Below are 18,246 nucleotides of genomic sequence, written 5' to 3'. Positions count from 1 at the left end.
ACTTCATGGTAAAATTTTTTATTGGGAGCATTAGAATGTCGTGATATTGAAGATAAATATAACGGAGTAGATGATTGAACGGAAGGAAGTGAGTATTATGTGGTACACCCGTTTGTATTTTGTAGTCGCTATCTATCCGAACGGAAAAGAAAGCATCGTTGAGCAATCCAATCAATATTGGTTTACGAGGAACCAGGCCAAATTGGACGCCGAAAATCTTGCTAAATCTATACGTCATAGAACAAAAGGATTGCCAGTCACCCCAATTGTTAAAACTAAAATAGAAGAAGTTACAGTCAATGAAAATGAACTGGATCGGCTGCGTGCCGAAGGGAAGGTAAAAGAGGGATAAACATAGATTTTTCCTTTTTCAACCATCTCATTTTTTCTCATCAATTTTTCACTTTTTTCCTCTATAATCAACTTCTATCCTGTATTTTTAAGAAGACGATCAATTAATGCGGAGGAAAAAATGAAAAAAGTTACTTTATTAATTCTAACCGCTTGTTCTGTATTCTCGCTGACAGCATGTGGGACAAACAACACAGATACAGCCAGTGCAAGTGGAAACAATGTAGTTGTAGATACAAGCGTTGGACAGATTACGAAGGATGAACTTTACAACAAACTTAAAAATAAGGATGGAAATCAGGTACTCCGGGACATGATCTATACAAAAGTTCTTGAAAAAAATTTCCCGGTTACGGATCAAGAGGTTAACGATGAAGTCCAGAGAGTGAAAAAGAACTTTCCAAGCGATGATGCTTTTAAACAAGCTTTAACTCAACATGGAATAAAAGATGAAAACCAGCTAAAAGAACAAATTCGACAAAACCTCTTACAGTTCAAAGCAGTTACAAAAGATGTGACAGTGGCAGATGCTGATGTGAAAAAGTTGTATGAAGAGAGAAAAGATGAAGTTCACGCTTCTCATATCTTGATAAAATATGATAAAGCTGCCAAAGAAGTTGAGGCAAAGTTAAAAAGTGGACAAGATTTCGCAACTCTTGCCAAGCAGTATTCTATCGACACAGGAAGCGCAGTAAAAGGTGGAGACCTTGGTTTTTTTGGAAAGGGTAAAATGGTACCTGAATTTGAAAAAGTGGCATTTTCTCTTCCCATTGGAAAGATTAGTGATCCTGTGAAAAGTAAATACGGCTACCATATCATTAAAGTAACCGAAAAACGTGTAACACCATATGCCGATATGGAAAAAAATATCCGTCGTGAGCTGATGGGACAAAAGGCAAAACCACTTCAACCTATTTTAGATGATTTAGTGAAGAAGGATAAAGTTGATATTAAAGATAAAGATCTAGCTGATGCGCTTAAAGCAAATCCTTCAACCGCAATGCCACCACAATAATAAACATACAAAACAGCCAGTTGAAATGAAACCCAGCTGGCTGTTTTTGTTTATATTTTGACTATTGTCAGATGTTAAATTGCCACTTCCATTTTAATAGAAGGATGATACTTATATTCAACAAGTTGAAAATCATCCATTGTAAAGTCATCAATCTTTTTTATTTTAGGGTTAATCCAAAGAGTGGGTGCAGGGTATGGTTCACGTTCCATTCTGGTCGTGCTATCAGGCCTCTTTCCTCGGCGGCCGCGGACCATAATACTGATAATAGTAGCTTTTAATATTTCCGTTATACAGCTTTCTGTTTTTATCGGCTTTTTTCCCAAACAGGCTTTCAAACTCCGGATACGAAGTGAGGATATAATACGACCACGTATCCATCGCGCTGAACGTTTTGCCCATCATTCTATAAAGCTGCTCGATTTCCCTCTTCTCACCAAGCCGTTCCCCATAAGGTGGATTGCAAATAATGCAGCCATACTGTTCGTCTGCACGCAGCCCGGAAACCGGCAGCCTGCGGAACCGGACGGCGTCCTCCATCATCGCTTCCTCGGCATTCTCTCTCGCAACAATAATAATGTCACCGTCGATATCTGTGCCTGTAATTTCAAGCGGCCGATCATATTTCGCCAGATCATGTGTTTCCCGCCGCGCCTCCTGCCAGAGCTTCTTCGGGATCGACGGCCAGTCCTCCGACACGAACTCCCGGTTCATCCCGGGAGCGATATTACGCCCGATTAAAGCGGCTTCAATCGGAATGGTCCCTGAACCGCAAAACGGATCGTGCAGAGGCCGGTCTGGATTCCAGTAGGAGAGCTGAATCATGGCGGCAGCCATCGTTTCCTTCAGCGGGGCACCGCTAATTAACCGCCTGTACCCCCTTTTGTGCAGCCCGGCCCCTGAGGTATCGATCGTGAGCGTGGCGATATCTTTATGCAAAGCAACCTCGATTTTAAAAAGCGGGCCATTCTCGTCAAACCACGATTTGTTGTAGCTTTTCTTCAAGCTCTCAACAACTGCCTTTTTGACGATAGCCTGGCAATCGGAAACAGAAAACAGCGTGGATTTCACTGATTTCCCTTCGACCGGAAATTCAGCATCGACCGGAAGCCATTCCGCCCACGGGAGCGCCTTTGTTTTCTCGAACAGCTCGTCAAATGTGACCGCCTTAAACTCCCCGATTTTCAGGCGGATTCGTTCCGCGGTCCGAAGCCATAGATTCGCGCGACAGATGGCAAGCTTGTCAGCGGTGAACGTGACTTTCCCGTTCTCAACGCTCGCATTCTCGTAGCCAAGCTGCTTTACTTCCCGCGCCACTACGGCTTCAAGGCCAAATGTTGAGGTCGCAATAATTTCAACTTTACTCATATGTAGCTCCTTAATTATGTTATAGTAATTTTAGAAAAATCAAAAAAGCGAGGGATAAACTATTGAACACAAAAGATATCGTTTCTCTCGGCCATGAGATTTACCAGGTTGAACTCGTAAGCGATGAAACGGATGCTCGTTCGGCAGGTTACTTCATTAATAGCGATAAAAAAACAGTCGTTGAAATGGGGGCAAGCGTTTCGGTCCCCTGCGTTCTCTCTGCTCTTGATAAGCTAGGAGTAGCCTATCAAGAAGTTACATATGTTATCGTAACACACATCCACCTGGATCATGCGGGCGGTGCGGGTCTGCTTCTTGAAAAATTGCCCAACGCAAAAATTATTATACACCCGAAAGGGGCAAAGCACCTAATTGATCCATCCAAATTAATCGCAAGCGCAAAACAAGTATACGGCGAAGCGTTCGAATCATTATTTGCTCCTATTGTGCCAATTCCCGCCGAGCGTGTTATCATCGCCGGGGATGGATGGAGATAGAAATCGGCCCGAACCGCAGATTGCTGTTTATCGACAGCCCCGGACACGCGTACCACCATTATGCAGTATACGATCCACAGAGCAAGGGACTTTTTAGCGGCGATGCTGCCGGCATTTCTTTTCCGAAGCTGCAGAAGGAACTTGGATTCGACTTCTATGCACCTTCCTCTTCCCCAACGCAGTTCAATCCAGAAGCGATGCTGGCAACGCTTCATAAATTCTTAAAGCTCGATCTTACACAGCTTTTCATTACCCACTATGGCCGGCACAGCGATGCGCGGAAAGTCATTGAGAAAAACATCGAGAGGACAGCGGCCTACGATCGCATCGCCAGGGAGGCCTTTGCTGAAGAACCGACATGGGAGCATACGGCTGCCAGGCTGCGCGAGTTCTTCCATTATGAATTAGAAAAAATGGGGGTTCCGTCAAACCATCCGGTGCGGCAGGCATTCGAGTTTGACATTCAAATGAACGCCAAAGGAATGTTTCATTATATACAAACAAAGGTCCATTCATAAAGACGGGAAAAGGGCGCCGAACCACATAATTTGTGATTGGGCGCCCTTCATTTTCCTTCTTTAATTGTCAACGAAGAAGTGAAACATTTTTAGTGGCGGTTGCGGTTGCGTCCCATGCTTCGCATGATGAAGCTTACGATGAAGACGAGAACAACGGCACCGATAATCGCGGGTATAATCGCAAACCTTGCTATGTGCGGACCCCAGTCTCCCAGAATCGCTGTACCGAGCCAGGCACCTATGAAGCCGGCGATAATATTACCTATAATTCCACCGGGAATGTCCCGACCCATGATTGCACCCGCTAACCAACCGATTAATCCACCAATAATTAATGACCAAAGAAATCCCATAACTTGTTGCCTCCTATTCTGTGTGGTATGATTAGTATTTACCCCGAAATGCGGATTTTAACACACAAATTTTCCGACCAGTAATTGTTGTAATATTATGCGTTTTTGAGAACCGTTCCCTGCTGCAACTGGTACATTGTATAGTATCTCCCTTTTCGCTCCATTAATTCATGATGGTTTCCACGTTCAGCCAACCTTCTAAGTTCTTATGAATCCAGCCGCACATTTCATTAATCGTTGCATAATGATAAGGCGCGGGAAAATGGTGTCCAAAGCGAGGATAATACCAGTACTCGAACGGCTTTTCCAGCCTTTCGAGACGAGCCGCCAATCTATCCGCATGCCGGGTGCTCACTAGTTCGTCTTCTTTACCGTGAATAAAAAGTACCGGACACTGGATCGACTCGGCAAAATGAATGGGTGAGCGGGCAAGATAGGCGTGTGCCTCCTTCACCGGGTGGCCAACCACACGCTTCAGCATTCTCCTTAAATCAACCCTCTCTTCGTACGTAAGATGCAAATCTGTTACTCCCCCCCAGGAGACAACCGCCCCAATGTGAAGCGTTTCAATCGCCGCAAGAAAAGCGCCGATTCCCCCTCTGGAAAAACCGACGGCCGCGATTTTCTTTTCATCCGCGTTCGGCAGGGTGGAAGCGAGAGGAATCATATCATATATGTCATGGCGATCTTCTCCGCCAAAGTCTTCGTGCCCTTCCCCGCCTTCATTCCCCCTGTAGGAAGGGGCAAGCACAACAAAGCCGCAGGAAGCCATCTGTTCAATCCAATCCGTCTGCACCATGCCAACCCTGTGTATCCCTCCCCGGCAATAGACGATGACGGGGCATTTCTTGTGTGCAGCTGGAAAAGCGAGATACCCGGCCACAATCTTGTTTTGCGATGCATATGTAATATGATAAAGCTCCACATCGTTTCGGGATGCGGGCAGCGGCAGTTTTGACAACAAGGTCCCGTTTTTCATCAAAATCTCTCCTTCCCTTATCCTGAAAATTGGGTAATGAAAAACCAGCCGCGTTAGGAACGAGGCTGGCTCTCATCTGGCTTATATACGACGTTACCCTTCTCCAGGTACGGGTTATAAATAAGAAAGGCATTCGGTATCGGCTTCTCACCGACAAACCCCGAAGGCGTTGTAATGATTTTTCCTTTATAGTACATGCTGGAGGAAGAACCTCCATCTAAGTTTACCGCGTTTACCGCTCCCCGCTTTAACAGCTCTTCCTGCACATCTTTGAGGGTTGCGCCAAAGCTGTGTATCGCCCTGCCGTCAATGACAAGCACCATGACCGTTCCGTCTGCCTTCTGGGCGATGGCGGTTCGTGGAGCAACGCCCCAGCCCCCATCACCTTCTGTAATCATCCGCTTCCCGTTCACAACCAGCCGGGGCAGAAAGCTGACGGCTTCCGCAATATCAAGCTTCTTCATTTGTTCATAGGTGTAACGGCCGCTAATAAGCACACCCTGCTTTGTAAAGCCAACGATATCCTGCGGTGTTGTCGGGTCTCCGATGACGAGTTTTCCTTCGCTGACAATGAGGCCGAACGGGTGCATGATACGCTCTATATTTTCGTATTCTGGCCCGGCCATGTTCTCCTTCTTCTCTGTGAGGAAGAAGCCGCCGCCGTTTACAGCCGCAAGCGCACCGGTTCTTGCCGCTATATTGCTGACTTTTTCACCGTCAGGGCTATGGCTTGCCACAACATGAATATAGCGCGGGTCCTTTACATACATCACCTTTCCTACGTAGGTTGGACCTTTAATGTCCTCAATCTTAACGAGGGAAGACGGGGTCATCGGTGCTCCCAGCTTCGCTGCGGCAATGTGGACGAGACTCATATCCTGTTTAACGAGATGGTTCGTTTCGGCCTGCCTTTGGTAGCTCTGTTTGATTTTTGCCACACCGCTTGGCCCAACGAGCAGCCAGGTGTATTTCGTCTGCTTAGAAGTATACACAGCTTCGGCTACAATGCCGCGAAGCTTTGTCCCCTGTGGAGTAAAATAAAACCATAAAAGGCTAATAAAAAGAAGAAAGCAAAATACGGTGGCAGTCCACAGGCAAGCGCGGGCCCAGCGATTCGAAATACGGGGCAGCAGCAATGGCGCTGCCGTCGGCGTAGACATCTTCGTATAAGGTACCTGCTCGATCTGTTTTGAGTTAGGAAATAACACAGTCTGTCTTCCTTTCCCTTATTCTATAATGAACCACTATTCAATCCTGTGTTCACCATTGTATATCTTATCGCATTTTGCGAGAAAAACAAGGAGCTTCTGCAAAAGGTGCACTTCTAACTTCCGACATAATACCACCGATTGAGCCAGTTGAAACTTCTTACGATTCAATATGGCTGCGCGCAGGCGATGGGAAGCTGAACCCTTCTCCGTGTACTTCTTTTGTTTCCAGCGCCAAAATAAAAGCTCTGTCGTCAATTTCACGGATGATTTGCCGCACCTTGTCCATCTCATATAATTGGACAACAACGAGCAAAACCTCTCCCTCCCGTTTTGAATACCCGCCCATCGAGCGGAGCATCGTCACACCCCGGACGAGTTTTCGCTGAATTTCCGCCGTGATTTCCTGTGGCTTGCCGGAAATAATAATAACGCTTCTTTGCTTTTGCAATCCGGATAAGAGCAAATCAACGACCCGTGAGCTTACATAGACGGCAACAATCGTCAGCATCGCCTTCTCAATCCCGACTACATAGCCGGAAATCGCGATAATCGTAAAATCAATTCCAAACAGAAATTTGCCTAAGTCGATATTGCGGAACTTACGCTGCAGCACGCGTGCGATAATGTCGCCCCCGCCGGATGTCCCGCCAACCCGAAAAATCAGGCCAATGCCCGCACCGGCAATGATTCCACCGTATAGGGGTGCCAGAATTACGTTTTGGAATGGGTGAACGCTCCAGCTTGAAGTGAGATCAATCAAGATAGAAGTGGCAAGCATACCGTATGCACTTAAGATGAGGAACCCCCGGCCCAGCACAACAAGGCCAAGTATAAAAATCGGAATGTTCATTAAGATAATAAGCAATCCGACAGGAGTATTAAACAGGTAGTGCAGCAAAAGGGAAATCCCTGTTACTCCGCCCTGGGCAAGCCGGTTGCTTACAAAAAACATATTTACGGCAATGGAATATAAAAAGCTGCCAACCGTAATAAAAAGAAAAGGGCGTATCCGCTGCCAAATCATCTACTGGTGCTCCTTCCACAATTCAGTTCGTCCCTTCTATAGTATTCAATTACACAAAAAAAAGAAAGGTTCCTCCCGTTTTTCGAGGAACCTTTCCTGTTTTAAGGCTAGTGGTGCTTGTTATAGTATTCTGTAATGCCGGCTGCCATTTCCTCAGCGACCCGCTGCTGCAGGGCAGGAGTTAACATTGCTGCGTTATCAGCCGAATTCGTCAGGAACCCGATCTCAATAAGAGTGGATGGCATTTTTGTGTTCTTGATAACGTAGTAATTCGCTGTGCGCAAATGGCGATCCGTGAAGCCGGTTGCTTTAAGCAAATGCTTGTGAAGAATGGAGGCAAACTCCTTGCTTTGAGGAGTTGTGTAATACGTTTCCGTTCCATGGGCCGTGGAAGGACCAGCGTTCGCGTGGAAGGACATAAAAACATTGGCTTTCAAGTTGTTTGCCAGCGCAGCCCGCTCCTGGAGAGTCGGGTACGTATCGCCTGTGCGCGTCATAATAACCTTAAAGTTCGGGTTCTGGCTCAAGATTGCTTCCGTTTTCTTCGCAATCGCAAGAACGAGATCTTTTTCATGGTTTCCAATTGTTCCGCTCGCTCCCGGATCTTTTCCGCCGTGTCCCGGGTCAAGCACGATGACAAATTTCCCGCTGTTCGCTGGCTGCGGAACAGGCGCTGGCGCTGGAACCGGTGCTGGGACTGGTGTTAAAATTTCTTCTTTCACCGTGATTTTCGTTTCACCATCTACAGCGGAAATCGTATAGCCCGCTTTCTTTGTCAAATCGAGCACTACACGTACCCGATCCGGTGATTCCTGCTGGCCAAAACGAATTCCCTTTACCAGCGGAGAGGTAAACTCCTGATTCTGGACAGAAGAATCCTTAACCGCATGATTGAAGTCAATAACAACATGGTTCCCATCGTCCAAATAAAAGTGAGAATATGACATCTTTCCTTCAGAACGGATTGTAATTTCATCATCCGTCTGAGTAAAGCCTGTTATTTTCTGCAGCTTGTCCAAAGCGAATGCAGTATGGCTTTGATTCCAACCGGAAGTTGCATTAATCATTCGTGAAAGATACTCTGGAGAAATCGCATATTGAGTCTCGATCATCCGGTAACCGTCAGATTGGTTGCCGGCCGCCTGGCTAATCGTGTATTTTTCCGTACCCTGCTCCAATACTAATTTTCCTGCCGACTGCTTAACCTCATACCCAAGAGGCTTTGCAACGTTATTAATGTTCACATAATAGCCTGCAGGTAATTGAAAGATAGGAGTACTTGGCAAAGTGCTTCCATTGATGGACATGCTTTGCGGTTGGTTAACGACAACCGTCTTGGTCGTATTTTCCCATCCGATCGTCGCATCGAGGAGTTCTCCTACAATACGAAGCGGGAGAAACGTCCGCTGCTGGATAATAAGCGGAGCCTGAGCCAGTGTAATCGGGCTGCCATTTACATAGGCACTTGTTTGTCCTGGTTTCATCACGATTTTCTTTCCGTTGCCATTGTCAATTGTTACCGTCTTCTCTGTTTGATCCCACTGGACGTCTACACCGTACGCTTTTCCCAGGAAAGAAATCGGCACCATCGTCCTCTCCTTCACAACCTGGGGTGGGACATCAGGCGTTACATAGCTTCCGTTCACAACAAGCTTAATCGGAGCCGATGCAGCCTGTACCGCGGTCGGCACTACCCAGCATAGTATAAAGAGCAGTGACCACAGCAGTAGATTTTTTCTTTTCATTATTTTTCCTCGCTCCCTTGCTTCTCTAGTTGCCTGTGACACACCTACCTCCCGATGGATTGCAAACTAACTGCGGCGCTTTTGCTTGGACTCACTCAACATGGTTAGACGCAAGGAAAATGGAATTGTTTTCGGACATTAGCACTATTTTTCTATGTTGGTATATCTTTCTTCAAAAATGGCGCAAAAAAAGAAAGGCATGATGAACACGCCTTTCTGATGCGGCTTATTCTGTTTTACTTTTACTTTTCTTGATGCAGTTTTCTGAGTTCTTCCACGTACTGCGCAAAAACATCGAGTGCATCTTCAATTGGTTTGGACGTAGTCATATCCACGCCTGCTTTCTTTAACAACTCAAGCGGATAATCGGAACCCCCTGATTTCAGAAACTCTAAATAACGCTCCACGGCGGGTTTTCCTTCCTCCAAAATCGCTTTCGATAAAGCAATCGCCGCTGAAAAGCCAGTTGCGTATTTATAAACATAAAAAGCGTTGTAAAAATGCGGGATGCGGCTCCACTCAAGTGCGATCTCCTCATCATGAATAATCCCTTCGCCGTAATATTCGCGGTTAAGCTTCAAATATTCAGCAGAGAATTCCTCGGCAGTGAGCGATTCGCCCTTTTCAACCATCTCATGTGTGATTTTCTCGTACTCGGCAAATTGTGTTTGACGAATCAAAGTGCTGCGGAACTGATTTAGGAAATGTGTCATAAGGTACATCTTGGTGTTCTTATCATCCGTATGTTCGAGCAAGTATCTCATCAATAACGCTTCGTTTACAGTAGAAGCAACCTCTGCGACAAAAATCGTATACTGAGCATACAAATAAGGCTGGTTCTTGTCAGAAAGGTAGGAATGCATCGAATGGCCGAGTTCATGAGCCAGCGTAAACATGTCATTTAACGTATCTTGATGATTGAGCAATACATAAGGATGTGTCCCATAAGCGCCCCATGAATAAGCTCCGCTCCGTTTCCCTTCCGTCTCATAAACGTCAATCCATCTGCTGTTATAGGCTTCATCCAATACCGCTAAGTACTCTTCTCCCAGCGGAGCCAAACCCTTCTTAACGGTTTCATAAGCCTCTTTATAAGGGATCTCCATTTTTGTTTCCGAAACTAACGGGGCGAATATATCATACATATGTAATTCTTCGACTCCCAGCATCTCTTTACGAAGCTTAAGGTATTCGAACATAGAATCTAATCGGGATTTAACCGTCGTAATCAGGTTTGTATAAACAGAAACAGGAATATTATCATCAAGCAAAGACGCCTCTAGCGCTGAAGGGTACTTTCTTGTCCGGGCATAAAACACATCTTTTTTGATGCTGGCATTTAAAGTCGCTGCGATTGTATTTTTTTGACGGCTATAAGATTCGTACAACGTCTCAAAAGCTTTTTTCCGTACTTCTTGCTCCGGATTTTCTAACAGTTGGGCATAGCGTCCTTTTGTTAGTTCAATTTCTTCCCCATCCACAATTACTTTTCCATACTTCATATCCGCATTGTCTATCATACCGAATATCGTTTGTGGTGCAGAAGCAAGTTCACCCGTTCGTGCAAGAAGCTCTTCTTGTTCTGCTGAGAGAATATGACCTTTCTTTCGCAAAATCTTATTCAGGTATTTTTTATAAAATTGCAGCTCCGGTTCGCTTTCATAGAAGTTTTCCAGCGTTTCGTCTGGAATTTGCAGAATTCCCGGAACGATAAATGAAGTGGCCTCATTCACTTTAACACTTAAGCTGCCTGCCCGCTGTACTAACCCCTGGTACTTGGAATCCCTTGTATCCTGGTCTTTTCGCATAGCCGCATATACATATACCTTTTCCATAAGACAGCTTACTTCAGTATCTAAATTCAAGCATTCGAGCAACCGTTGTGGGGATTCGGCTAGCTTCCCTTTAAATTGGCTAACTTTTCGGCTTAACTCTTCGGTTTTATGGAAGTCCTGTTCCCATGAAGAATCGTCAGGGTATATCGCTTCTAAATTCCATTTATATTCCTCTGGAATCTCGTTCCGCTGTGGGATTGTTGAATTCATAACTTTCCTCCTCCATTGACTTTATATTTTATATTACCCAAAAACACCTTACCTTCTTCATTCTTCCAATGCAACGACATTCCCTTCCCGATTATCCCGCAAAACTGTGATCACCAATCTTTATCTTTACAGAACGTGTCCGAATCCATTTACTGCGCGCGATTTTTGGGTTGTAAAAATATAGCGAACCATGTGTCGGATCCACTCCGTTAAGTGCTTCAGCAGCGGCGAGCGCAGATGATTTCGATACGCTGACTCTGTGAATCCGGCCGTTTGCGACCGGCTGGAACTGATAGTGCCCTCTATACTGCTGAAAAATGACGCCTTTTATTGTCCTGGGAAACTCTCCGCTTCTCACACGGTTGAGCACGACGCTTCCCACCGCCACCTTGCCGCGGAAAGACTGGTTCTGTGCTTCGGCTTCAATAATTTTTGCGAGCCAATAATGTTCACCGCTCTTCTGCCTCATTATTTTTTTCTCTTCTCTTCTTTTTTTCTCGTCCGCTCTTTTCTTTTCTTCGAAACTATATAAATTTTGGAGCCGCTTTTCCTTGTCCATTTCTTTTGCTAAATCTACAGTAGAGAACACCGTGCGGTCCGTCGAAACAGTCTTGTCCACATTTTTGGCATACGTTTCTTCAAGGAGAGCCATATCAGCAGCATTATCAGGCGGCAGAATGAATAATATCCCCGTTACAATCGCACATAGCATCCATATGTATTTTTTCAGACTCATCGGTTTCATCATGTTTTTGTTTCCTCCTTGCCTGTCATTTTTGTTTATTGGGACAATCTAGCCTATTCGCCATTTCCCGTTTTTATGACAACAAAGAGGCACAAAAAAGCGCCAATCCCCTATATATCAATGGATTGCCGCTCTAACAAGTCACCTTTATTATTTCCCTTTCATCCGTTTTTGCCCTTCCCGGCACAAGTCGAGCAGGGGGCACACCGGACACTGCGGGTTTTGGGCCTTGCAATGGTAGCGTCCGAAAAAAATCATGCGGTGGTGAGTAATCGACCACTCCTCCCGCGGGACTTTTCTCATCAAATGTTCTTCAACCTGAAGCGGCGTGTCTTTCCACCGGGCGATTGCCAATCTTTTGGACACTCTTTCTACGTGGGTGTCGACCGCAATGGCCGGAACGCCAAATGCAGTTGACACGACAACATTCGCCGTCTTTCTTCCCACACCCGGCAGTTTCACAAGTTCATCGTACTCCTGCGGAACTTCGCGGCCGTATTCTTCGATGATCATACGGGCCAGCTTCTGAATATTTTTCGCTTTATTGCGGTACAGGCCGATGCTTCGAATATCCTGTTCCAATTCTTCAAGCGGGACGGACAGGTAATCTTCCGGTGTTTTATATTTCGCAAACAGATGGGGGGTAACCTTGTTTACGAGCGCGTCCGTACACTGTGCGGACAGCAGAACGGCGATGGTAAGCTCGAATGGATTGCTGTGGTTCAGCTCGCAATGGGCATCCGGAAACATTTCGGCAAACGTATCCAGCACCCGGCGAATTTGGGTTTTATTTAACATCTTTAGTAAGAAGTCTCCCTCCTTCTTTCCTTGCTGTCGCCTCATGCAGGGAACGTTTTTTCTTGCGGAATTGCTTGATCAAGAAAAGGCCTTTTGGGTTCTCCTTTATCTTTTGAATGCCTGTGATGGCAATGGCATCATTAAAATGCGTTTTTTCTAAGCCTAATGTTTTTCGATGGGGTGTTGTTATTGAACCATAGGTTATTTTGGCTTGTGGGTATTTTTTAAATACCCTCCTGCGAAACACATTCATAAACGTGCCTTCCTTGTAAGCAGGAAGCTTTTTACCTTCCTGCATCCATTTCCATAGGATTTGCCCCGGTTGATGGTTTTCCTGGGTATGGCAATCCGTACACAGGGTAATCAAGTTATCTGCCCGGTCTGTTCCTCCGTTAGATTGATAAACAATATGATGGGTTTGCAGGATTTTGTTTTTCTTTTTACACCATTGACAAGTATAATGGTCCCTTGCGAAGACAAAACACCTCACATCATGATAGCCATGGGTTTGACCTTGTTGATAATGGACGCGTGGTGGGTGGTTGACCAATGGATTTCACCTTTTTTAAAAATAGTATGGCTGTCTATATTGTTGATCGTATCAGTTGAAATTTCTCCCGTCAATGGATACACTTATAAGGAACAAATATCCGTACGTGAAAGGTTTGAAACGAGCAGATGGCAAAAATAATTACCATTTATAAAGAAGACAATTGGAATATGATAACGGCTGAAATGGAAGGTGCAAAAATTACGGTCCGTGAGATTTCTACGCAATGGGGCGAGGACACTTTCGTGTTTAACGGACGCCATGAAATGATGGCCTGGGTTGAAAAGCACTTTACTGCAGACAATTATCCGGAACATACTCGAATCGTAGAGGCTTTTCAACAGATTTAAATTCTGAACACGGAAAAACACCGCAGCGCTGCTTGCGGTGTTTTTCTATTTTCTGTTTCTTTTACCTGGCAATAACATCACGGAGAGCGCGGCGAAGAATTTTGCCGGTTGTATTCTTAGGCAATTCCTTTATAAACACAATAGAATGCGGTACCTTGTACTTGGCCAGCTCGCTGCGGCAATGCTCCCGGAGCGCTTCCTCCGTCAGGGAATCATCCTGCCTCACAACATAGGCCTGAACGATTTCTCCCTGGTTTTCGTCAGGAGCGCCGATAACCGCCGCCTCCACGACTTGCGGATGGTGGTACAGTACCTCTTCAACCTCTCTTGGGTATACGTTGTAACCGCCGACAATAATGAGGTCTTTTTTGCGATCGACGATAAAAATATACCCGTCCTCATCCATATACGCCATATCACCGGTATGGAGCCATCCGTTCTGCAGCGTCATGGCTGTTTCTTCCGGAAGGTTGAGGTATCCTTTCATCACGTTCGGTCCCTGGACGATAAGCTCGCCAACCTGTCCGCGCGGAAGTTCTTCTCCTTCTTCGTCTACAATCTTATTTCTCACACCGGGAATATCAACACCGATCGAGCCTGGCTTTCTGACACCATCCACCGGGTTAAACGCCGTTACCGGGGAAGCTTCAGACAAACCGTAGCCTTCCGATATTTTCTTATTAAATTTCTCCTCGAAATTGTGCAGCAGGGCCACAGGGAGGGATGCTCCCCCGGAGATGCAAATCCGAAGTGAATCTAAGTCAGCGGGTGTAACGCCCGGTGTTTGTAAAATAAAATTATACATCGTAGGAACGCCGACGAATACGGTAGCATGCTTCTCTCTTATCATCCGTACGACTTCTGTTGGGCTGAATCGCGGAATAATAATCATGGATGCGCCAATGGCAATGGGTGCATTCATGCAGACAGTCATGCAGAATACATGAAACATTGGCAGGACCGTCACGAAACGATCTTCGGCATTCACCGTCAGATACTGGGCGATAGAATCGGCGTTCGATGCAAGATTTTGGTGCGTTAGCATCGCGCCTTTTGGCACCCCGGTTGTACCGGACGTATATAGAATGACAGCAATGTCATCCTCTTCCAGGGCAGGCGCTTCGAAATCTGCAATTGAATGCGCTATCAATTCCTCATACGGCATTGTCCAATCGTGTTCTGATGTTCCGCCAATGAGCACAACACGCTGCAAATCAGGCAGCTTGCCGTGAAGCGCTTCGAAAGCCGGAAGCAAAGGAGCCGCCGCCACCGCTAATTTCGTGCGGCTGTTTTGTAGGATAAACGAAATTTCATGCGGCGTATAAATCGGATTAATCGGTACAACCGCTGCTCCCGCGAGAAGAGCTCCATAATATGTAATGAGAAAGTGCGGCGAGTTCCCGAGCAGCAGGGCCACCGTGTCTCCCTTTCCAATTCCCTGCCCGGCCAAATTGACTGCCGTGTTTTTTACAGACTGGTAAAACTCGCCGTACGTTGCCGACTGATCTTCAAACAAATAAGCGATTGCATCCGGATGCTGCCGGGCACCACGCTGCAAATTTTTGATTAATGTCATCTTACCACCCTTTTCCTGTAAAATTTGAACCGATGACAAAAGGAGAAGCGGACTGGCGTTACACGGTTCGCCTGTCCGCTCCTGATTGTTATTTAGAAGTTACAACGTATTGTTCCGCATCGATGATACGGGTTGCGATTTCGCGTTTTAGCGCAATCGTATTTACCGGATTCACGCGGAGCAGCTTCTTCAGGATGGAAAGCTGTGTGCGCAGCATGTCGCCTTCACTCGTGGCAGCAAGCGCTTCTTTTGCCCATTTCTCAATGTCTGACCACACGTCATGGAAGTAAGCGCGTGTCATATCAATCTGCTGCTGTGCAACGGCTTCCCCTTTGCGGGAGGCTGTTTTCTTAGCGCGAAGCAGCGCGGATTCCATTGCATAAACAGCAATGATAATGTTCGAGAGGTTCTCTAGAATTTCCTGCTCTTGCTCGATTTTATTCATGTATTTCTGTACAGCCGTGCCACCTACCATCAGGAATGCTTTCTTCGCAGCCTCCAGCATTTTGCTCTCCGTTTCAAGCACTTCTGTAGATTCTGTCAAATCCATCGGAGGCATGTAACCGGTCAATTCCTTCTGCAGCGTCTGAAGTTTCTCCATCAGCGGGAGGCGTCCCTTCATTGCACGCTTCAGCAGTGTACCCGGAATTAACAGGCGGTTGATTTCATTTGTTCCTTCAAAAATACGGTTAATGCGGGAATCACGATAAATTTGCTCGACCGGATATTCAGCAATATAACCGTATCCACCATGAATTTGCACTCCTTCGTCCGCTACAAAATCGAGTGCTTCAGAAGCAAACACTTTTACAATCGAGTATTCGATAGCGTGCTCTTCGATTACCCTGGCAGCTTCTGGCCCCGCATAATCATCAAGGTTTAAATGTTCTACCGCGGCATCCAGATATGCTCCTGTACGATAGGTTAACGCTTCATTTACGTACGTGCGAATCGCCATGTCGGCAATTTTGTTTCGAATGAGCGGGAAGCTGGCGATTGGCGTTTTGAACTGTTTACGTTCTTTTGCATATTTGGTTGCCAGTTCAATCGCCCACTTGGAAGCGCCGATTGTACCTACCCCTAATTTGTAGCGGCCGATGTTTAAAATATTGAAAGCGATTTGGTGGCCTTTGCCGATTTCGCCAAGCAGGTTTTCTGCCGGAACATGAACGTCTTCAAGGATAAGCGGGCGGGTAGAAGAACCTTTAATGCCCATTTTCTTCTCTTCCGGACCTGTGCTAACGCCGGAGAGCTCCTTCTCAACGATGAAGGCGCTGAACTTATCTCCGTCGATTTGTGCATATACAATAAAGATATCCGCAAAGCCTGCGTTTGTAATAAATTGTTTGGTTCCGTTTAATACGTAGTGGGTGCCTTCCGCGTTCAGAATGGCCGTCGTTTTTGCCCCCATAGCATCCGAACCGGAGGAAGGCTCGGTTAAGCAGTAAGCCGCAAGCTTTTCCCCTGTAGCCAGGAGCGGTAAATACTTTTCTTTTTGCTCCTTTGTACCGAAGTACACAATCGGAAGGGTTCCGATACCAACGTGAGCCCCATGGCTGAGCGAGAATGAACCGCCGCGAACCATGTTTTCCCCAATCAGGCTGGAACTGATTTTATCAAGGGCTGCTCCGCCAAACGCTTCCGGAACGTCGGCGCTCAACAAGCCAAGTTCACCGGCCTGACGAAGAAGTTTTACGGTAAGCTCATAGTCGAGCTTCTCAATTTCTTCATGGTGGGGAGCGACTTCCCCTTCAATGAAATCCTTTGTCATTTTCGCAATCATTTGCTGTTCTTCATTGAAATCCTCCGGGGTGAATACAGCATCTACGTCTGTCTCTTCCAATAAAAATTGTCCGCCTTTTGGCATTGTTTTCTGTACGCTCATTCTTGTTTCCTCCTTATATTTATTAAAAAAGATAGAAATCTTAGTGAACGAATTCAAATACTCCGGCTGCCCCCATGCCGCCGCCGATACACATCGACACAACGCCATACTTAGCTTTGCGGCGTGCTGCTTCATGGATAATCGATACCGTCAGTTTCGTGCCTGAACAGCCAAGCGGATGTCCGAGCGCAATCGCCCCCCCATTAACATTGACTTTCTCCATGTTGATGCCAAGCTCGCGTGTTACCTGGATAGCCTGGGAAGCGAACGCTTCGTTAATTTCAAACAAATCAACCTGATCCTGTGTAATACCGGCAAGCTTGAGCGCTTTTGGAATCGCGACGATCGGGCCGACACCCATAATATCAGGGTCTACGCCACCGACAGTGAAGGAGCGGAAAATCGCAAGCGGCTTGAGGCCAAGCTCTTCTGCTTTTTCCCTTGACATCACAACGACAGCTGCCGCCCCATCACTCGTCTGGGATGCGTTACCTGCTGTTACCTTGCCGCCAACGCGGAACGGGGATTTCAGCTTGCCGAGCACTTCTACCGTTGTTTCCGGGCGTACCCCTTCATCGGTATCAAAAATAAACTCTTTTTCCTGCAGCCGCCCTTTGCCGTCCAGGTATTTTTCTTTGACCGCAATCGGAACAATTTCTTCCTTAAATTTGCCTTCCTGGATGGCGCGAGCCGCTTTCTGATGACTCGCTACAGCAAAGCTATCCTGATCTTCGCGTGACACATTGAATCGTTCGGCGACATTTTCCGCCGTATGCCCCATGCTAATATAAATCTCCGGATAATTCTCAACAATATCCGGGTGCGGAGCCGGTTTGTATCCGGTCATCGGCACATAGCTCATGCTTTCCACACCGCCTGCGATGACAACGTCGGCAAACCCGCACATAATTTTCTCCGCTGCAATCGCAATCGACTGCAGGCCGGAAGAGCAGAACCGGTTGATGGTGAATCCCGGAACCGTTGTAGGAAGCCCTGCATGTATAGCAATAATCCGGGCAACGTTAAGGCCCTGCTCCCCTTCCGGCATGGCACAGCCGATGACTACATCTTCAATCATTTCCGGCGTGAGACCGGGCGCACGGTTTAGAGCTTCTTTTACTACTGCCGCACCCAGATCCTCAGGCCTTGTATTTTTCAATATTCCTTTCGGCGCTTTCCCTACAGCTGTTCGCACAGCTGATACAATGACCGCTTCTCTCATCTCGTTCTCTCCCT

19 protein-coding genes and 1 pseudogene are annotated in these 18,246 nt (G+C 46.5%); 5 read left to right on the top strand and 15 right to left on the bottom strand.

The annotated features are described in order from the left end of the window. Positions 1 to 97 precede the first annotated feature (97 nt). Both MBEAL2_RS03970 and MBEAL2_RS03965 read left to right on the top strand, forming a co-directional pair. Complete coding sequence (locus MBEAL2_RS03970; protein ID WP_047151038.1) at positions 98 to 352, top strand: hypothetical protein; 255 nt, start codon at positions 98 to 100, stop codon at positions 350 to 352. A 120-nt stretch (positions 353 to 472) separates the two neighbouring features. Beyond that, entirely contained in the window at positions 473 to 1,366 is an 894-nt protein-coding gene (locus MBEAL2_RS03965; protein ID WP_047151037.1) for a peptidylprolyl isomerase, read from the top strand. Between the two features lie 74 nt (positions 1,367 to 1,440). Here the strand turns inward: MBEAL2_RS03965 and MBEAL2_RS30000 are convergent, their stop codons facing one another. Together MBEAL2_RS30000 and MBEAL2_RS03960 are read right to left on the bottom strand one after the other, a co-directional pair. Beyond that, a complete protein-coding gene (locus tag MBEAL2_RS30000) occupies positions 1,441 to 1,578 on the bottom strand; it encodes a thymidylate synthase (RefSeq protein ID WP_236692674.1) in 138 nt (45 codons plus the stop codon). Between the two features lie 13 nt (positions 1,579 to 1,591). Further along, positions 1,592 to 2,734 carry a THUMP domain-containing class I SAM-dependent RNA methyltransferase gene (locus MBEAL2_RS03960; RefSeq protein WP_047151036.1) on the bottom strand — a complete coding sequence of 381 codons (1,143 nt, stop codon included), beginning with the start codon at positions 2,732 to 2,734 and terminating at the stop codon, positions 1,592 to 1,594. Positions 2,735 to 2,796: 62 nt separating this feature from the next. Between MBEAL2_RS03960 and MBEAL2_RS28865 the strand changes: the two genes are divergently transcribed. Beyond that, positions 2,797 to 3,231 (top strand): MBL fold metallo-hydrolase, encoded by a 435-nt coding sequence (locus tag MBEAL2_RS28865; RefSeq protein WP_052947435.1) that lies wholly within the window; start codon positions 2,797 to 2,799, stop codon positions 3,229 to 3,231. Next, complete coding sequence (locus MBEAL2_RS28860) at positions 3,222 to 3,749, top strand: MBL fold metallo-hydrolase (protein WP_052947433.1); 528 nt, start codon at positions 3,222 to 3,224, stop codon at positions 3,747 to 3,749. The genes MBEAL2_RS28865 and MBEAL2_RS28860 overlap by 10 nt, the downstream gene beginning before the upstream one ends. A gap of 89 nt (positions 3,750 to 3,838) precedes the next feature. On the opposite strand, the gene MBEAL2_RS03950 is transcribed toward MBEAL2_RS28860, so the two are convergent. From MBEAL2_RS03950 to MBEAL2_RS32620, 10 genes and pseudogenes are all read right to left on the bottom strand, one after another. Next, complete coding sequence (locus tag MBEAL2_RS03950; protein ID WP_047151035.1) at positions 3,839 to 4,102, bottom strand: GlsB/YeaQ/YmgE family stress response membrane protein; 264 nt, start codon at positions 4,100 to 4,102, stop codon at positions 3,839 to 3,841. A 163-nt stretch (positions 4,103 to 4,265) separates the two neighbouring features. Beyond that, positions 4,266 to 5,081: an alpha/beta hydrolase family protein gene (locus MBEAL2_RS03945; RefSeq protein ID WP_047151034.1), complete on the bottom strand. Its 816-nt coding sequence runs from the start codon at positions 5,079 to 5,081 to the stop codon at positions 4,266 to 4,268. 53 nt (positions 5,082 to 5,134) lie between these two features. Then, positions 5,135 to 6,289, bottom strand: coding sequence for a phosphodiester glycosidase family protein (locus MBEAL2_RS03940; RefSeq protein ID WP_052947431.1), 1,155 nt, complete (start codon positions 6,287 to 6,289; stop codon positions 5,135 to 5,137). Positions 6,290 to 6,449: 160 nt separating this feature from the next. After that, positions 6,450 to 7,316 carry a YitT family protein gene (locus MBEAL2_RS03935; RefSeq protein WP_047151033.1) on the bottom strand — a complete coding sequence of 289 codons (867 nt, stop codon included), beginning with the start codon at positions 7,314 to 7,316 and terminating at the stop codon, positions 6,450 to 6,452. Between the two features lie 107 nt (positions 7,317 to 7,423). Beyond that, entirely contained in the window at positions 7,424 to 9,103 is a 1,680-nt protein-coding gene (locus tag MBEAL2_RS28855) for an N-acetylmuramoyl-L-alanine amidase (protein WP_052947429.1), read from the bottom strand. A 200-nt stretch (positions 9,104 to 9,303) separates the two neighbouring features. Continuing rightward, on the bottom strand, positions 9,304 to 11,106 hold the full coding sequence (gene pepF / locus MBEAL2_RS03925; protein ID WP_047151032.1) for an oligoendopeptidase F: 1,803 nt from the start codon (positions 11,104 to 11,106) through the stop codon (positions 9,304 to 9,306). A 91-nt stretch (positions 11,107 to 11,197) separates the two neighbouring features. Further along, a complete protein-coding gene (locus tag MBEAL2_RS28850) occupies positions 11,198 to 11,854 on the bottom strand; it encodes a cell wall hydrolase (RefSeq protein WP_052947427.1) in 657 nt (218 codons plus the stop codon). 147 nt (positions 11,855 to 12,001) lie between these two features. Next, positions 12,002 to 12,649, bottom strand: a complete 648-nt coding sequence (gene nth / locus MBEAL2_RS03915; protein ID WP_047151031.1) for an endonuclease III — start codon at positions 12,647 to 12,649, stop codon at positions 12,002 to 12,004. Continuing rightward, the gene (locus MBEAL2_RS32625) at positions 12,639 to 12,902 is read right to left on the bottom strand and encodes a hypothetical protein (protein WP_236692685.1); all 264 of its coding nucleotides are present in this window, start codon (positions 12,900 to 12,902) and stop codon (positions 12,639 to 12,641) included. Before MBEAL2_RS32625 ends, nth begins: the two co-directional genes overlap by 11 nt. Before the next feature lie 84 nt (positions 12,903 to 12,986). Beyond that, a pseudogene (locus MBEAL2_RS32620) lies at positions 12,987 to 13,139 on the bottom strand (HNH endonuclease); the annotation flags it as partial. Positions 13,140 to 13,327: 188 nt separating this feature from the next. On the opposite strand from MBEAL2_RS32620, the gene MBEAL2_RS03905 reads away from it, so the two are divergent. Next, complete coding sequence (locus MBEAL2_RS03905; protein WP_047151030.1) at positions 13,328 to 13,549, top strand: hypothetical protein; 222 nt, start codon at positions 13,328 to 13,330, stop codon at positions 13,547 to 13,549. A gap of 61 nt (positions 13,550 to 13,610) precedes the next feature. Here the strand turns inward: MBEAL2_RS03905 and MBEAL2_RS03900 are convergent, their stop codons facing one another. From MBEAL2_RS03900 to MBEAL2_RS03890, 3 genes are all read right to left on the bottom strand, one after another. Then, a complete protein-coding gene (locus MBEAL2_RS03900) occupies positions 13,611 to 15,125 on the bottom strand; it encodes a long-chain-fatty-acid--CoA ligase (protein WP_047151029.1) in 1,515 nt (504 codons plus the stop codon). An 88-nt stretch (positions 15,126 to 15,213) separates the two neighbouring features. Continuing rightward, entirely contained in the window at positions 15,214 to 17,010 is a 1,797-nt protein-coding gene (locus MBEAL2_RS03895) for an acyl-CoA dehydrogenase FadE (protein ID WP_047151028.1), read from the bottom strand. Between the two features lie 40 nt (positions 17,011 to 17,050). After that, the gene (locus MBEAL2_RS03890; protein WP_047151027.1) at positions 17,051 to 18,232 is read right to left on the bottom strand and encodes an acetyl-CoA C-acyltransferase; all 1,182 of its coding nucleotides are present in this window, start codon (positions 18,230 to 18,232) and stop codon (positions 17,051 to 17,053) included. Between the last annotated feature and the right edge of the window lie 14 nt (positions 18,233 to 18,246).

The sequence above is a fragment of the Aneurinibacillus tyrosinisolvens genome (assembly GCF_001015055.1).
Lineage (GTDB): Bacteria > Bacillota > Bacilli > Aneurinibacillales > Aneurinibacillaceae > Aneurinibacillus_A > Aneurinibacillus_A tyrosinisolvens.
Note: the sequence above shows the minus strand (reverse complement) of the source record. Positions and strands in the feature narration are given on the sequence as shown.

Coding starts and splice junctions, on each gene's coding strand:
- MBEAL2_RS03970 (WP_047151038.1), top strand. CDS start 98: ATGTGGTACACCCGTTTGTATTTTGTAGTCGCTATCTATCCGAACGGA.
- MBEAL2_RS03965 (WP_047151037.1), top strand. CDS start 473: ATGAAAAAAGTTACTTTATTAATTCTAACCGCTTGTTCTGTATTCTCG.
- MBEAL2_RS30000 (WP_236692674.1), bottom strand. CDS start 1,578: ATGGAACGTGAACCATACCCTGCACCCACTCTTTGGATTAACCCTAAA.
- MBEAL2_RS03960 (WP_047151036.1), bottom strand. CDS start 2,734: ATGAGTAAAGTTGAAATTATTGCGACCTCAACATTTGGCCTTGAAGCC.
- MBEAL2_RS28860 (WP_052947433.1), top strand. CDS start 3,222: ATGGAGATAGAAATCGGCCCGAACCGCAGATTGCTGTTTATCGACAGC.
- MBEAL2_RS03950 (WP_047151035.1), bottom strand. CDS start 4,102: ATGGGATTTCTTTGGTCATTAATTATTGGTGGATTAATCGGTTGGTTA.
- MBEAL2_RS03945 (WP_047151034.1), bottom strand. CDS start 5,081: ATGAAAAACGGGACCTTGTTGTCAAAACTGCCGCTGCCCGCATCCCGA.
- MBEAL2_RS03935 (WP_047151033.1), bottom strand. CDS start 7,316: ATGATTTGGCAGCGGATACGCCCTTTTCTTTTTATTACGGTTGGCAGC.
- pepF (WP_047151032.1), bottom strand. CDS start 11,106: ATGAATTCAACAATCCCACAGCGGAACGAGATTCCAGAGGAATATAAA.
- MBEAL2_RS28850 (WP_052947427.1), bottom strand. CDS start 11,854: ATGATGAAACCGATGAGTCTGAAAAAATACATATGGATGCTATGTGCG.
- nth (WP_047151031.1), bottom strand. CDS start 12,649: ATGTTAAATAAAACCCAAATTCGCCGGGTGCTGGATACGTTTGCCGAA.
- MBEAL2_RS32625 (WP_236692685.1), bottom strand. CDS start 12,902: ATGAATGTGTTTCGCAGGAGGGTATTTAAAAAATACCCACAAGCCAAA.
- MBEAL2_RS03905 (WP_047151030.1), top strand. CDS start 13,328: ATGGCAAAAATAATTACCATTTATAAAGAAGACAATTGGAATATGATA.
- MBEAL2_RS03900 (WP_047151029.1), bottom strand. CDS start 15,125: ATGACATTAATCAAAAATTTGCAGCGTGGTGCCCGGCAGCATCCGGAT.
- MBEAL2_RS03895 (WP_047151028.1), bottom strand. CDS start 17,010: ATGAGCGTACAGAAAACAATGCCAAAAGGCGGACAATTTTTATTGGAA.
- MBEAL2_RS03890 (WP_047151027.1), bottom strand. CDS start 18,232: ATGAGAGAAGCGGTCATTGTATCAGCTGTGCGAACAGCTGTAGGGAAA.